The organism is Salinivibrio sp. ML290, assembly GCF_001995695.1.
In the GTDB taxonomy this organism is placed as follows: Bacteria; Pseudomonadota; Gammaproteobacteria; order Enterobacterales; family Vibrionaceae; genus Salinivibrio; species Salinivibrio siamensis.
On sequence record NZ_MUEY01000010.1, the window covers coordinates 36,724 to 51,436 of the forward strand.

A 14,713-nucleotide genomic window follows, 5' to 3' on the forward strand; every position below is an offset into this window, starting at 1 on the left:
ACAGGATAGGGTAAATGAATAAAGAAAAACGACGACAAATTCTGGAGCGCCTGCGCGATAACAACCCGAATCCGCAAACGGAGCTCAATTGGTCAACCCCTTTCGAGTTACTGATCGCGGTGTTACTGTCTGCGCAAGCAACCGATGTGAGTGTCAATAAAGCCACCGATAAGCTGTATCCGGTGGCCAATACGCCCGAAGGGCTACTGGCATTGGGCGTGGATGGGGTGAAGTCATATATCAAAAATATTGGCTTATTCAATTCCAAAGCGGAAAACGTGATTAAAACCTGCCGCGCCTTGATTGAGCAACACCATGGCGAGGTACCAGAAAGTAGAGAGGCGCTAGAAGCCTTGCCCGGCGTGGGACGCAAAACCGCCAATGTGGTACTCAACACCGCGTTTGGTTGGCCCACCATCGCCGTGGATACCCATATTTTTCGCGTGTCCAATCGTACCAAGTTCGCGATGGGTAAAAACGTCAATGACGTGGAAGAAAAACTGATCAAGGTGGTGCCTAAAGAATTTAAGGTCGATGTGCACCACTGGCTAATTCTGCATGGACGCTACACCTGCCTCGCACGAAAACCTCGCTGTGGCAGTTGTATCATTGAAGATTTATGTGAGTACAAAGAAAAAGTTTATCCAGATAGCTAACGCCGTCAACGGCGAGCACTGGCAAGCCAAAAAGGAGCAACGTCATGTCAAACGGCAGAATTCTACACACCATGATCCGCGTCGGTGATCTAGACCGTGCTATCAAGTTTTATACCGAAGTAATGGGAATGCGTTTGTTACGCACCAATGAAAACGAGCAGTACAAATATAGCTTGGCGTTTGTCGGCTATAGCGATGAATCAGAAGGCGCCGTGATTGAGCTGACCTACAACTGGGGCGAAAGCGAGTACGATCACGGTAACGCCTTTGGTCATATCGCGATCGGTGTGGATGATGTTTACGCGACCTGCGATCAAATTCGTCAAGCGGGCGGCAATATCACCCGCGAGCCAGGCCCTGTCAAAGGCGGTAGTACTGAAATCGCCTTCGTGACTGACCCTGATGGCTACAAATTGGAGCTTATCCAAAACAAAAGTGCCTCTGCGGGGCTGAACGGCTAACACAGCAAGACACGTCAYAAAAATAAGCCCGGCATTCGATGCCGGGCTTTTTCGTGCTGTCTATGTTGTATCGGAGGCATACACTGTCTGTGATAACCTCTGTGGCTGTCGCCTATAACAAGGTTCTTCCTAACGAAATCACCACACGGCGGTTTTTACTGCGCCCAATTGGGTCGTCGTTGTCAGCAATTGGACGGCGTTCGCCATAAGCCTCAACGGTAATCCGATCTTCAGGTAAGCCCAGCGAGGTAAAGTAGTCGCGCAATTTCTTCGCTCGTCGCTCTGACATTTGCTGATTGGCTTCACGGGTGCCACGCGCATCAGAGTAGGTCGCCACTAGCACCAAATCGATATCATCGCTGTAACGAACAAACTCGGCTATCTGCGTCAATCGTTGGCGGCTTGCTTTGGTCAACTCATCGCTGTTTTCTTGATAACGCAAGACGGTAAAGGAAATGTCCTCAAACGCATACGGCAATAACTTATTCAGACACCGGCTAAATTCATTATATGGCGAGCCAAATGCCACCGCCGATAACGCCACATCCACCTGTCGCTGCTGACGCTGCCAGTCTTTAAAGCTAAACGTGGGGAATCGTCCCGCCTCTAGCTCGCTCAGCATCGCCCAAGCCGTTTGACCGCCCACATAGCCATCAAATTGTTTGAAGAACTGGAGTTGGTCCATATAGCGTGCCGGCTCTCCGGGCATCCAGTCAGCGGGCATGGAAAGCAGTGACACCTGCGCGGTCTCACCCATGGGCCGCTGCATATCGAGTGAGAAATCGAGATTCATGTCCTTACTGGCTCGTGATGTGAACGATGCTTGCCCGTACCCTGGCACGTCATGCTCTAGACGGCACTCAATGGGCGTATCAATTGTCACGGTCCAGCTCGACTCCCCCAACGATGCCACGTATTGCTTGTTAGCAGACGCCTGGTTGGGCAAAAGAAGAGCAACACATGACACCACCACTGGGATAAAGCGCCATTTCATTAAATCAACAGGACAAAACGCCATTACAGACTCCGTACGTCGCGTGATTCTGTCTTCACGCACAGTTTACTGCTTGAAAGGTTGCGCGAGTCACCGCTGCTGCAGTGACCAAAACATGGCTTAGACAAAAACAAATGGTTATAAAGTTATCGACACGTTACACGCCGACTTTAGCTTAACGCCACTATTTGCGATAATCATCCTTTTCTTATTATTCGTAAAGTGACATCAGCATGAGCCAAGCAAGTGATCCAAATAGTCTCAAAGCCCGATTCCGTGGTTATTTCCCTGTCGTTGTCGACGTTGAGACAGCCGGCTTCAATGCCCAAACCGATGCACTGCTAGAGATTTGTGCTGTCACCTTAAAAATGGACGAGCAAGGCTGGTTATCGCCAGACAAAAAGCTGCACTTTCATGTCACCCCGTTTGAGGGCGCTAACCTTGAACCCGCCGCCCTAGAGTTCACCGGTATCCGTGACCCATATAGCCCACTACGCGGCGCGGTTGATGAAGGCGAGGCCTTGCGGGAAATCTTTAAGCTTATCCGTAAAGAACAAAAAGCAGCGGAATGCCAACGCACCATTATGGTCGCCCACAACGCTAATTTCGATCACAGCTTTGTGATGGCCGCCGCCGAGCGGGCACAATTAAAACGTAACCCGTTCCACCCTTTCGCCACCTTTGATACCGCCGCCCTGAGCGGACTGGCGCTCGGGCAAACAGTGTTGGCGAAAGCTTGCCAAACGGCGCAAATCCCGTTCGATAATAAAGAGGCGCACAGTGCGCTCTATGATACCGAGCGCACCGCTGAGCTATTCTGTGAAATCGTCAATCGTTGGAAACGCTTGGGCGGTTGGCCCCTGCCTTCCACCTCGGAGAGCACAGCGTCCCCCTCTACCTAATCACGTTGGTGTAAAGACCGTATACGCACAGTCAGGTCGGCAACAACGCAACCTTTGCGTTGCTACCGACCCTGCATGCTTGACGCCAAACGTGTTCACAAATCACAAAAAGTTCAGCTTATAGTTGTTAACAATTTGTTTGCGGTCACATTTTTGTGATCTTATTTTGGTCTTTATTTCGTTATCAGACTAACCACTATTAAACAGGCACATAAGGAGTGAGCGACAAAAAACGAGTGTAAGAATCATGTTAAATAGGGGCTGAGCATAAGTATAACTCAAATAGAGTTTTTACTTAAAACAACTGATAGAAACATTGTCAGCCCAACCAGGTGAAATATTGTGTTACCCGTTTTGAAACCAACCTTTAACAAACGTGAAATTGGTGCCACTATTTAACCTGTAGAACATCCGACCACTTCTCATGCCCACGTAAGATGGGCACTGAAGCGGCGGCCCCAAAGAACAAGAAGCTAATTAACAAAGGAGTGAGGCGCGTTATGTCATCACTATTTAAGAAATCGCTCGTGGCAACCAGTTTATCTTTGTTAGCCGTGCAAGCACACAGTGCCGGCTTCCAAGTATCAGAAACCTCGGTATCCGGTTTGGGGCGTGCTTTTGCCGGTGAAGCCGCTATCGCAGATAATGCCGCAGTGGGCGCACGTAACGCCGCTGCCCTAACCCGCTTTAACACCACCGCTTTCTCGGGCGGCTTAACCATTATTGATCCTGATGTCCACGCGAGTGTTGGAAGTGGCGGGGATGGTCTTCTTAATAAACAAGCACTACAGGCTGCAAATCTTTCAACCGAAGAAAAAGATCTTGCTCCGACCGAGTATGTGCCCAACTTCCACTTAATTCAGCCAATTGACGAACGGCTCGCCGTTGGTTTCTCTGCCTTCTCTAATTTTGGCCTATCAACTGAATATTCAAAAGATTTTGCCGCGGGCCCGGGGGCGGGAGATACCGCTCTAGTAACGATGAACTTTAACCCCAACATAGCCTACAAACTCAATGAACAATGGAGTATCGGCGCAGGGATTAGCGCCATTTATGCAGACGCGGAGTTGAATCGGTTTGCAGGGGCAGGCGCAATTGATTTTGACGGACCCGGTCCAGGTTCTGCAACTCTATCATCATTTAACATAACCGAGCCCACAGCGAGAATAGCTCACCTCAAAGGGGACGGCTGGGGCTTTGGCTGGAACTTAGGAGTTCTTTGGGAGCTAGATGAGGATAACCGTTTTGGTCTTTCCTATCGCTCGCAAACAGATATAACACTTGAAGGAGATTACGAGGGTTTGTCAACTTATGGCACCGGGACCCCTGGACAATTCGATAAGGTTAGTGGTGAACTAGAGCTTAATTTACCAGAGGTTATCGAGTTTTCTGGCTTCCACCAGCTTAACCAACAAATCGCAGTGCACTATAGTGCCATGTATGTCGGCTGGGATAGCTTCCAAGAGCTCAAAGCTACTGGGGAACAATGTAATGATTTAGTAAACAACGTTGACAATCAGTGTCTACAAAAAGACGAAAACTGGGATAACAGCTGGCGTTATGCACTGGGTGCCACCTATACCATGGACGATCACTGGGCATTCCGTGCCGGTTATGCATACGATGAAAGTCCAGTGGATGCCGAAGATCGCACACTCAGCATCCCTGACTCTGACCGTCACTGGTGGAGCCTGGGTACGACCTACACTGCGAATGAGAACCTCTCTGTTGACGCGGGTTTCGCTTACCTAGATGGCGACCAAGTTGACGGCACTGAAGACGGGTTTGCGTTCTCAGCCGGTGGCGATGCGTACATCTATGGTTTGCAGCTGAACTACTTGTTCTAATCCCGACTGCTTAACCTAAACCCAAAGAGCCGGCCTATTAAGGCCGGCTTTTTTCGATCTATGTTCCGACCTGAATGACATTAGAAGCGATGGCTGGCCGCTATGATGGAATAACGCGACCAAGCCCCGCACACAGACATGCCGTGAACCCATCCCTGGGGGCGCCGCCGCGCCCTTTTTGCCTACTTTACTGGTCGCGACTTTCAGCAACACTGACAAGCATGAAAGAAAGTAACCAAAAAAAACCGATTACCCCTCGACACGGACAAAATTTTGCGCAAACTGGGTAGCTTAATTACAAAGCCATAGATAATTACTGCAGTGAAGCTGCAGTCACCACACCCATAACAGGAATGTTTAATGAACCCGGTAGTCATTTCAGTCTGCGTCATGCTGGCATTGGCGCTTATGCGTGTAAATGTCGTTGTCGCGCTCACGTTCAGCGCCGTCCTTGGCGGCTTGGTCGGTGGCCTTAGTATTTCCGACACCATTAGTGCCTTTGAGGGCGGACTGGGTGGCGGTGCCACCATTGCCCTGAGCTATGCGATGCTCGGCACCTTTGCCGTCGCTATCAGCCGTTCTGGGATCACGGATGTGCTTGCGCACTCGGTGATCCGCAAGTTAAACGCGCGTCCAACCGATGCCAACACCGCCACCTTTAAATATGTTGTTTTAGTCCTTTTAGGCCTGTTAGCAATTTCGTCGCAAAATGCGATTCCGGTCCACATTGCCTTTATCCCTATTGTGATCCCCCCACTATTGCATGTGTTCCAACGCTTAAAGCTCGACCGTCGTCTGGTCGCCTGTGTACTCACCTTTGGCTTAATCATGCCGTATATGGTGTTACCGGTCGGCTTTGGCGGCATCTTTTTGAACAACATTTTGCTCAAAAACCTCAATGACAATGGCTTAGATGTGGTCGCGAGCCAGGTTCCTACAGCCATGTTATTGCCTGCAGCGGGTATGGTGGTTGGCCTGTTGATCGCCACCTTTATTAGCTACCGTCAGCCGCGCCAATACAGTGAAAAAGACGTCTTGAGCGCTGAGCCGGAAAACCAAGGCATTCAATCGCGCAACTTGTGGGTCGCCGCGATTGCCATTGTCGCCGCATTAAGCGTGCAACTAATGGCAGGCTCAATGATTGTGGGCTCGTTGGCTGGTTTTATGGTGTTTACCTTTGGTGGCGTGATCCGCTGGAAAGACACCCAGGATGTGTTTACCAAAGGGGTGCACATGATGGCGATGATTGGCTTTATTATGATCACCGCCGCGGGCTTTGCTGCCGTCATGAAAGCCACGGGGGGCGTCGAATCCTTGGTCGCGTCCCTATCGGGGTCAATTGGTGAGAACAAGCCGCTTGCAGCCTTTTTGATGTTAGTGGTGGGGCTTTTGGTCACCATGGGGATCGGCTCGTCATTCTCAACCATTCCCATTATTGCCACTATTTATGTCCCCCTCTCACTGGCATTTGGTTTTTCACCGATGGCGACAATTGCCCTGGTAGGCACGGCAGCCGCATTGGGCGACGCGGGCTCACCGGCATCTGACTCCACCTTGGGTCCCACATCGGGGCTGAATGCCGACGGTCAGCACGAGCATATTTGGGATACTGTGGTGCCCACCTTTATTCACTACAACTTGCCATTAATTGCGTTTGGCTGGCTCGCGGCCATGGTGCTCTAAGCGGATACGCTAAACAAACGTCACGCACAATGTCAGACATAGATGAATACAAAAAAGCCACGTCTTGGACGTGGCTTTTCAATGTTTGTCACATCAATAACCGCGTTATTCGTTGTCACTCGCATCACGGCGCTCAGCCGCTTCTTTGACCAATGGCTGTAGCTCACCTTTTTGGAACATTTCCAGAATGATGTCACAACCGCCGACCAATTCACCTTCAATCCAAAGTTGTGGGAAGGTCGGCCACTGCGCGTATACAGGCAGCTCTGCGCGGATATCTGGGTTTTGTAAGACATCCACATAAGCAAACTTCTCGCCACACGACATAAGCGCTTGAGAGGCTTGTGAAGAAAAACCACAGCTTGGCAGTTTTGGCGACCCTTTCATGTAAAGCAGAATCGCATTTTCTTCGATTTGCTGCTTGATTTTGTCCGTTGTTTCCATTGCTTCCTCGAACACTGTCTGTGAATCTTGCCTTGATTCTACTGGTTAACAAGCCGGAAAAAAATGCCTAAATCTTTTGTGGGATTAGGCATAAAAATTTTACTGCGATCCTTTTAATAAAGTAAAAACTTGCTAAACTACACTCAGCAAAACGAAAATAGTAGCCACACCCGATGCTTAGATGGTGAGTTGTTGATGTGACCATTGATGACAAACGACACGCTTGAGCGGCCGGTGATGGACTACAGGAAGCACTCTCACGATAAAAACGGAGATATAAGCAATGTCATTCCAACTACCTGAACTCCCTTTCGCAAAAGATGCGCTAGAGCCACATATCTCAAAAGAGACGCTGGACTATCACTATGACAAGCACCACAACACCTATGTAGTGAAGCTCAACGGTCTGATTGAAGGCACTGACTTTGAAGGTAAATCACTGGAAGAGATCATCAAAACCTCTTCAGGCGGTGTATTTAACAATGCTGCGCAAGTGTGGAACCACACCTTCTACTGGCACTGCCTAAGCCCTAACGGTGGCGGCGAGCCTACTGGTGACGTTGCAGAGGCAATCACTAAAGCCTTTGGCTCTTTTGACGAGTTTAAAACTCAGTTCACCAACGCCGCGGTCACTAACTTCGGCTCAGGCTGGACATGGCTGGTGAAAAAAGCAGATGGTTCAGTGGCGATCGTCAACACATCAAACGCTGAAACCCCACTGACTCACGACGGTGAAACGCCACTACTGACCGTGGACGTGTGGGAGCACGCTTACTACATCGACTATCGCAACGTGCGTCCAGACTATCTGGCTGCTTTCTGGAAGTTGGTCAACTGGGACTTTGTGGCGAAAAATTTCGCAGGCTAAGTCAGCTTACGAAAAAGTATGAAGTTAAGGGGGCGTCTATCGCCTCCTTTTTTATGCACGCTTGATACGCTAGGACTAAGCGATACAGAACATCGGACACAAAAAAGCCGCCAACTCCGTTGACGGCTTAATATGGCTATTACACGGCCATTAGCCTTGCTCTTTTTCCGACAAGATAATACGCAACGTACGACGTAGAGGCTCTGCCGCGCCCCACAGCAGCTGGTCACCCACGGTAAAGGCATTAAGGAAATCGTCCCCCATGGCCAGTTTACGCAAACGACCCACAGGCACAGACATGGTGCCTGTCACCTTCGCCGGGCTCAGATCCGTCATGGTCACATCGCGTTCATTAGGGACAACACTGACCCAGTCGTTATGAGATGCAATCATGTCTTCAATTTCATCCATTGGCACTGCTTTTTTCAGCTTAATGGTCAATGCCTGGCTATGACAGCGCATCGCTCCCACGCGAACGCACGTACCGTCGATAGGGATTGGGTTATTGTCTAACCCCAATATTTTATTGGTTTCAACCGAGGCTTTCCACTCTTCCTTGCTCTGACCATTTTCACGCTTCACGTCAATCCAAGGGATCAGTGAACCGGCAAGCGGCACGCCAAAGTTGTCACTTGGGAAGTCACTCGAGCGCATGGTTTGCGCAACTTTGCGGTCAATGTCCAAGATAGAAGTGGCAGGGCTCGCCAAATCAGTGTTGACAGCATCATTGATCACGCCCATTTGGCTGATCAGCTCGCGCATGTGCTTGGCGCCTGAGCCTGACGCAGCTTGATAAGTCTGGGCGGTCATCCACTCGACTAGGCCATTTTGGTATAGGCCACCCAAGCCCATCAGCATCAAACTCACGGTGCAGTTACCACCAACAAAGGTGCGCGTACCTTTATGAATTCCCGCTTGGATTTGTTTGAAGTTAATCGGATCCAAGGTGATGATACTATCATCTGCCATTCGTAATGATGACGCCGCATCAATCCAATAGCCTTTCCAACCTGATTCACGCAGCTTTCCGTAAACATCGTTGGTATAATCTCCGCCTTGGCAGGTGATAATAGCATCGAGGGTTTTTAGCATCTCAATGTCGTAAGCGTCTTTTAGAGTGCCCGCATCCTTACCGTAGTTCGGAGCGTCAATCCCAACCTGAGACGTACTAAAAAACACAGGTTCGATATGGTCGAAATCTTTTTCTTCCACCATACGCTGCATCAGCACAGATCCCACCATGCCACGCCAGCCAACTAAACCTACTCGCATCATAATTTTCACACTCCATGTTGTGTGACCGTCGTTTAAAGTTCGACAGTCAGTGAAAAAACGTTTTTGATACTAACACGTCTTTTCACAGTCGTCAGGTTAGCCCCTTTTTCTGCTCAATTATCCACCATTTTTTAACCGTTCCATCACTGGTACCCACCTTGATTTAACGTACATACGCCGACAAACACCGCCTCCAGACACATAAAAATCATCAACATAAAACAGACAATTAACCTTAAAGCCACAAGAAAAAAACATCTAACAATGGCAATTAACCTCGCTCGCGTTCGACTCACATAAGCGACAAAAATGTTTCCCATCTCATTGTTCTGTTAGCTAGAGTATGACGCCTCACAAATGGAACAAAGGATACTGACACACGGACAGTGATGTGAGTTTGGTTGTTGCTAGTTGCATCGCTAAATCGCGCAGGGAGTAGTCGCGCAATCACAGACGATCCACCTTCCGATAATGATATTGATACGTTCGCCCTATCGGTTGTCACCGAGTGCGACGTGAAGAAGGTTCAGTTATGACAACACATCAAATTCGATTACCATCCATCGTTCWGGTCATTCTGGCGCTTGGTGCATTTTTGGCGCTCGCGTTTTCGTTTACCGCAAAACTCGATTTACCTATCCAACTGGCATTATTTATTGGCTGGTTTGTGATCATGGGCTTGGGGCTCAAATTAGGCCACCAATACAAAGACCTTGAATCGGCAGCAACCAAAGGTATTTCCAACGGTCTTGGGGCGGTGTTAATCCTCCTGTCCGTGGGCGCTCTCGTTGGTACCTGGATTGCAGGCGGCATTGTCCCCACCATCATTTATTATGGTCTGAAAGCTATACACCCTTCTATCTTCCTTTTAGCGACCATGTTGATTTGTTCATTAACCGCTTTGGCGACAGGAACCTCTTGGGGCGCAGCCGGTACCGCGGGGATTGCAATGATGGGCATTGGTCAAGGCCTAGGCATTCCAGCGCCAATGACTGCGGGTGCGGTGCTGTCAGGGTGTTATTTCGGCGACAAAATGTCTCCGTTGTCTGATTCGGTGATCCTGGCATCATCGATGTCAGGGGTGGAAATTGTCGAGCATATTAAAGGCATGCTTCCGATTGCGCTTATCAGCTACATCATTACCGGCATTCTGTTTACCCTTGTTGGCTGGCACTATGCCGGCAATGTGGATATGAGCCAGGTAGAAATGGTGAAACAAGCGATGCAAGATCAGTTTGTCATCACCCCGATGTCATTTATTCCTGTCCTCATTGTCCTTGCCCTGCTCGCCATGCGCCTTCCATCCTTCCCGGTGATCAGCTTTGGCTCGTTACTGGGCGTGGTGTGGGCAGTCATGCTGCAAGACATGGCTCCTGTTGCGGCGATTAATACCGCCTGGGCCCCCTTCTCTGTCGCGTCAGGGGTGGATTTCATTGATGCCATTCTCAATCGCGGCGGTATGTCATCCATGCTTGGTTCTGTGGCCGTGATTGTGTTTGGTCTCGGTTTCGGTGGCTTGTTGGAAAAAGTGGGCGTACTCCATACCATCGCTAATCTCTTTGAGCGTCGCGTTAAAAGCGCGGGTAGCTTGGCCACCTCAACCATTGGTACAGCCTTTATGGGGAACATTTTTGGCTCAGCGATGTATGTATCACTGATCTTAACCCCCAAAATCTGTGCGAAAAACTACGACCGCTTGGGTTATCAGCGCAAGAACTTATCCCGTAACGCCGAGTTCGGTGGCACACTGACATCTGGGATGGTGCCTTGGAGTGACAATGGTATCTACATGGCAAGCATCTTGGGTGTCGCGACCTTGTCGTATGCGCCGTTTATGTGGCTAAGCTTTGTTTGTATCGCTGTAACTATCGTGACTAGCTACATGGGTTGGTTTGTCGACAAAGTCGAGCCAGCACAGAACGCGCACACTGACGACGCAGCGACCCTAGACGCCGCGCCCGAGCGCGCATAAAAACGCAGATCACATATTGTGGTCAATGTGTCGCTAAGCGAAGTAAAGAAAAAGCGGGACACCATCAGGTGTTCCGCTTTTTATCATATAGATCACACTGACCCAGCCATGGTCAATGGTCTGGACGCTAGTCATCATCTCGGTTCGATAAACGACGCTGAAGCTGGTCGCGCAAGTTCGGCGGCGTGCCTTTAATGGTCAGCGTATCTGTCTCTGGATCATAAAACACACGCTCTCCTAACAGCATGGCGTCAAAGTTGACCGACAAACCGCCACCGGCTCCGACAAACTTAGTGAGCTTTCGCATCGTGGTTCTATCAGCCGGGAACTGCGCTTCAAGTTCATATCCTTGCTGGTTAGCGTACTGATAAAAGTCAGTGCCGTCAGGCGTCGCTGGCAGTTCACCGGCCAGCTCTTTCACCACCACCTCATCGCCCGCTTTAAGCTGATCATTGCAATAGTCAAACACTTGCTTACGGGTATTATGCTTTTCTTCCTTGTCGAGGCGGGCATCGTCGCAGTAGTCTTCTACCGCTTGCATCAGCACCTGATTTTGCTGCTTACTATCCATTCCCACTTCCGCTTGCAGAAAGTCGAGGAAGAAATCAGCGACTTTGCGCCCCACGCGGCCTTTGATAAAGGAAAGATAGCGATTTGATTCGGCATCTGTCTCCCACGTCGATAAGTCAATGCGCGCAGCGATATCCATCTTGCTCACATCGAGATACTCGGTGGCATTCACCTCCAGTTCATCAGTGACACGTAAACTGTGCTTCGACTCGAGCACGCCGATAAACAGATAGTCCGTCGCGAGCGCTCGGTAGTGCGCCATCACTAGGGTACCGTTGTCGGCAAAAGGGTATTTTGCTAATTCAGCGCGCAAGCGCTCCACCGCTTTTTCTGACAACGTTTGAAAGTCGAGCGTGTCGGCGCGATAGGCCTTTAACCACTGCTGGAAGTCACTCTCGGTGTCAAACAAAGCAAACCCTTTGCCYGCTTTTGCATGATAAACCCGATGAATGTCTCCCATCAGGTTTTCCGTCTGCTCGGTGAGCGGCAACGGGCCGTCTCGAAGGTGAACGTTAAGCGAATCATCATCTTGCTTAACGATTTGATGCAATATTACGTTAGAAAGCGTGAGGGTCATGATTGAAAAGATTTTCAGTAAGACTAAAGTGTGAGTTATTATACGCTGCTTTGGTTTTAAGAAGAAAAGACGAATTTATGCCTGTAACTTCAAAATATGACGACGAGCAAGTGGAACGTATTATCAGCGATGTTGTCAACGTGTTAGAACAACACGATGCCTCTACGGATTTATCGCTGATGGTGATCGGGAATGTCGCCACTAACATCCTTAATCACAATATTCCTGCCGCCCAACGCCAGGCATTTGCCGACAAGTTTGCCCAGGCATTAATGGCATCCATCGATAAGCAATAATGCAAAAAGCAGCAGTCGCTAATAAGAGAAGAATAAATTTGTATGGTTGATAGCGGAACATCGTATCGTGACAAAGTATCCCAGCTAATCAGTTGGGGGCATTGGTTTAGCTTTTTTAACATCATTGCCGCTATGTTGCTGGGCACGCGCTACATCAGCCAATCAGGATGGCCTGAAACGCTATTAGGGCAAAGCTACTTGGTGTTCAACTGGGTTGGGCACTTTGGCTTTCTGGTGTTTGCGCTTTATATTCTGATTATTTTCCCGGCCAGTTTTCTTATCCCCTCCCAGCGGTTAATGCGGCTGTTTGCCGTACTGGTTGCCACCATTGGGATGATGGTGCTGCTGCTTGATATTTACGCTTACCAAACCCTGCACCTTCACCTTAACCCATTGGTGTGGGAGCTGCTGTTAAGTGGCGAAAAAACCGATATGAATGCGCATTGGCAGTACTTGTTTATTGCCGTGCCTGCTATTTTTATCTTAGAGCTGATTATTGCTGAATGGGTGTGGCGCAAACTGCGTAAACTGACGCGTAAACGTATCGGTATCCCCGTGGCTGCCGTCTTTGCGCTTTGCTTTATCTCTAGCCACCTTATCCATATTTGGGCGGATGCCTTCATATACAGCCCGGTCACCGCACAGCGCTCTACCTTCCCCGTCTCCTATCCGATGACCGCGAAAACCTTTATGGAAAAGTACGGCTTACTCGACAGGCAAGAGTATCAACGTTTGCGCGAACAACGTGGGCAGGAAACCAGCGAAGTGATCCGCTACCCTCTCAAACCACTTGCGTTCGCCCCGGATGCCAATAAGTATCAGAAAAACTTACTGATGGTGATGGTAGAGGGGCTGCGTGCGGACATGGTAAACCCGGTGACCATGCCTCACCTCCACCAGTTTGCCAATCAAAACCTGTGGTTTAAAAATCACTTTAGCAGCAGTAATGATGACATGGCGGGGTTGTTTGGCTTTTTCTACGGCTTGCCTGGCAGTTATGCGCAAAGTGCCCGTACCGAGGGACTGCGCCCCGTACTGATAGAAACACTCAAACAGCGAGACTATCAATGGGGATTGTTTAGTGGCGATCATTTTGCCAACCCCATTTATTATCAAAGCATTTTCAGCCAAGCGCTTGAACGCGACAGCCAATCGGATCAACCCGCTTGGCAGGCGGACGCCAACGCGGTTGCCTCGATGCGCAACTGGCTGGTGCACCGCGAAACCGACAAGCCATGGTTTGGTTACCTAGAACTGGCAACGGTGAATGAATACGAGCAAGGTGGGGACTACCCACAGCCTTTTCAGCCGGCGCTTGACAGTGCCATGGCAGGCGTCGATACCCAGACAAGCTTGGTGCTAAAAAACAGTTATAATAACGCCGCACATTACGTTGACGAGCAGCTTGGCCGCTTGCTTGAGCACCTAGACCAGTCAGGGCAGCTAGACAACACCGTGGTGATGATCACCGCCAATCACGGAATGGAGTTTAACGAAACCGGACTCAACAGCTGGGGCTCAAACTCAAACTACAGCCGATATCAGTTACAAGTCCCTATGATTATGCATTGGCCCAACCAAGATGCGGAGCAAATTGCGCATTACAGCAGCCACCTAGACGTGGCCCCTACATTGATGGAGTCAATGCTATCGGTCAGCTCTCCGGCGGAGACGTATAGCAGTGGAACCAACCTGTTCGAGCTTAAAAACCGTCCACGCAAGTGGGTGCTTGCCGGCGATAGCCGAGATATCGTGGTGGTACAACCGCAAAAAACCACTGTGGTGGATAAGTTTGGCAATTATAAGGTGTTTGATAAGCACTACACCCCGCTGCCAGAGGGGAAACCGCAGTTGTCACTGCTGATGCAAGTGATGCATGAACTGAAACGCTTTTATTATCCCGAAGAGCCGTCGTCGTGATTAGCAAGGCGCAGAGGAAAACGTCACTTCGCCATGCTATGTTGACGCTTTAATAGCCAAACGGTTGAAAAACCGAAAAACAATCCCCCTTGGCAATTGACACCCACTAGGCCGATTCGTAATATAGCGCTTAGTCGGTCTGTAGCGCAGCCTGGTAGCGCACTGTCATGGGGTGTCAGGGGTCGCTGGTTCAAATCCAGTCAGACCGACCAATATTTAAGCCCACCGTTCATCGAACGGTGGGCTTT

Annotated in this window: 13 protein-coding genes and 1 tRNA gene; 10 read left to right on the forward strand and 4 right to left on the reverse strand. The window is 49.7% G+C overall.

Annotation, left to right across the window (positions count from 1 at the left end; genetic code table 11):
- Window positions 1-14: 14 nt before the first annotated feature.
- Window positions 15-656, forward strand: a complete 642-nt coding sequence (gene nth, locus BZG23_RS10515) for an endonuclease III (RefSeq protein ID WP_046075309.1) — start codon at window positions 15-17, stop codon at window positions 654-656.
- 44 nt (window positions 657-700) lie between these two features.
- Window positions 701-1,117, forward strand: coding sequence for a lactoylglutathione lyase (gloA, locus tag BZG23_RS10520; RefSeq protein ID WP_046075308.1), 417 nt, complete (start codon window positions 701-703; stop codon window positions 1,115-1,117).
- Between the two features lie 112 nt (window positions 1,118-1,229).
- Here the strand turns inward: gloA and motY are convergent, their stop codons facing one another.
- Window positions 1,230-2,111: a flagellar protein MotY gene (gene motY, locus BZG23_RS10525; RefSeq protein ID WP_077606926.1), complete on the reverse strand. Its 882-nt coding sequence runs from the start codon at window positions 2,109-2,111 to the stop codon at window positions 1,230-1,232.
- A 233-nt stretch (window positions 2,112-2,344) separates the two neighbouring features.
- Here motY and rnt point away from each other — a divergent pair, with 233 nt between their 5' ends.
- From rnt to BZG23_RS10540, 3 genes are all read left to right on the forward strand, one after another.
- Window positions 2,345-3,013, forward strand: a complete 669-nt coding sequence (gene rnt, locus BZG23_RS10530) for a ribonuclease T (protein WP_046075307.1) — start codon at window positions 2,345-2,347, stop codon at window positions 3,011-3,013.
- Between the two features lie 500 nt (window positions 3,014-3,513).
- Window positions 3,514-4,860, forward strand: coding sequence for an outer membrane protein transport protein (locus BZG23_RS10535; protein WP_077606887.1), 1,347 nt, complete (start codon window positions 3,514-3,516; stop codon window positions 4,858-4,860).
- A 360-nt stretch (window positions 4,861-5,220) separates the two neighbouring features.
- The gene (locus tag BZG23_RS10540) at window positions 5,221-6,543 is read left to right on the forward strand and encodes a Na+/H+ antiporter family protein (RefSeq protein ID WP_046075305.1); all 1,323 of its coding nucleotides are present in this window, start codon (window positions 5,221-5,223) and stop codon (window positions 6,541-6,543) included.
- Between the two features lie 105 nt (window positions 6,544-6,648).
- Here BZG23_RS10540 and grxD read toward each other — a convergent pair whose 3' ends face one another.
- A complete protein-coding gene (gene grxD, locus BZG23_RS10545) occupies window positions 6,649-6,987 on the reverse strand; it encodes a Grx4 family monothiol glutaredoxin (RefSeq protein WP_046075304.1) in 339 nt (112 codons plus the stop codon).
- Between the two features lie 283 nt (window positions 6,988-7,270).
- Between grxD and sodB the strand changes: the two genes are divergently transcribed.
- Entirely contained in the window at window positions 7,271-7,855 is a 585-nt protein-coding gene (gene sodB / locus BZG23_RS10550; protein ID WP_046075303.1) for a superoxide dismutase [Fe], read from the forward strand.
- A gap of 150 nt (window positions 7,856-8,005) precedes the next feature.
- Here sodB and asd read toward each other — a convergent pair whose 3' ends face one another.
- Entirely contained in the window at window positions 8,006-9,127 is a 1,122-nt protein-coding gene (gene asd / locus BZG23_RS10555) for an aspartate-semialdehyde dehydrogenase (protein ID WP_108743728.1), read from the reverse strand.
- 535 nt (window positions 9,128-9,662) lie between these two features.
- Between asd and nhaC the strand changes: the two genes are divergently transcribed.
- The gene (nhaC, locus tag BZG23_RS10560; protein ID WP_077606889.1) at window positions 9,663-11,102 is read left to right on the forward strand and encodes a Na+/H+ antiporter NhaC; all 1,440 of its coding nucleotides are present in this window, start codon (window positions 9,663-9,665) and stop codon (window positions 11,100-11,102) included.
- Between the two features lie 127 nt (window positions 11,103-11,229).
- On the opposite strand, the gene yejK is transcribed toward nhaC, so the two are convergent.
- A complete protein-coding gene (yejK, locus tag BZG23_RS10565; RefSeq protein ID WP_077606890.1) occupies window positions 11,230-12,249 on the reverse strand; it encodes a nucleoid-associated protein YejK in 1,020 nt (339 codons plus the stop codon).
- A gap of 77 nt (window positions 12,250-12,326) precedes the next feature.
- Here yejK and BZG23_RS10570 point away from each other — a divergent pair, with 77 nt between their 5' ends.
- From BZG23_RS10570 to BZG23_RS10580, 3 genes are all read left to right on the forward strand, one after another.
- Window positions 12,327-12,545, forward strand: coding sequence for a YejL family protein (locus BZG23_RS10570; protein ID WP_046075299.1), 219 nt, complete (start codon window positions 12,327-12,329; stop codon window positions 12,543-12,545).
- 42 nt (window positions 12,546-12,587) lie between these two features.
- On the forward strand, window positions 12,588-14,465 hold the full coding sequence (locus BZG23_RS10575) for a DUF3413 domain-containing protein (RefSeq protein WP_077578069.1): 1,878 nt from the start codon (window positions 12,588-12,590) through the stop codon (window positions 14,463-14,465).
- Window positions 14,466-14,600: 135 nt separating this feature from the next.
- Window positions 14,601-14,677 (forward strand) — tRNA-Pro (locus tag BZG23_RS10580).
- Window positions 14,678-14,713 lie beyond the last annotated feature (36 nt).

Coding starts and splice junctions, on each gene's coding strand:
- nth (WP_046075309.1), top strand. CDS start 15: ATGAATAAAGAAAAACGACGACAAATTCTGGAGCGCCTGCGCGATAAC.
- gloA (WP_046075308.1), top strand. CDS start 701: ATGTCAAACGGCAGAATTCTACACACCATGATCCGCGTCGGTGATCTA.
- motY (WP_077606926.1), bottom strand. CDS start 2,111: ATGAAATGGCGCTTTATCCCAGTGGTGGTGTCATGTGTTGCTCTTCTT.
- rnt (WP_046075307.1), top strand. CDS start 2,345: ATGAGCCAAGCAAGTGATCCAAATAGTCTCAAAGCCCGATTCCGTGGT.
- BZG23_RS10535 (WP_077606887.1), top strand. CDS start 3,514: ATGTCATCACTATTTAAGAAATCGCTCGTGGCAACCAGTTTATCTTTG.
- BZG23_RS10540 (WP_046075305.1), top strand. CDS start 5,221: ATGAACCCGGTAGTCATTTCAGTCTGCGTCATGCTGGCATTGGCGCTT.
- grxD (WP_046075304.1), bottom strand. CDS start 6,987: ATGGAAACAACGGACAAAATCAAGCAGCAAATCGAAGAAAATGCGATT.
- sodB (WP_046075303.1), top strand. CDS start 7,271: ATGTCATTCCAACTACCTGAACTCCCTTTCGCAAAAGATGCGCTAGAG.
- asd (WP_108743728.1), bottom strand. CDS start 9,127: ATGCGAGTAGGTTTAGTTGGCTGGCGTGGCATGGTGGGATCTGTGCTG.
- BZG23_RS10570 (WP_046075299.1), top strand. CDS start 12,327: ATGCCTGTAACTTCAAAATATGACGACGAGCAAGTGGAACGTATTATC.
- BZG23_RS10575 (WP_077578069.1), top strand. CDS start 12,588: ATGGTTGATAGCGGAACATCGTATCGTGACAAAGTATCCCAGCTAATC.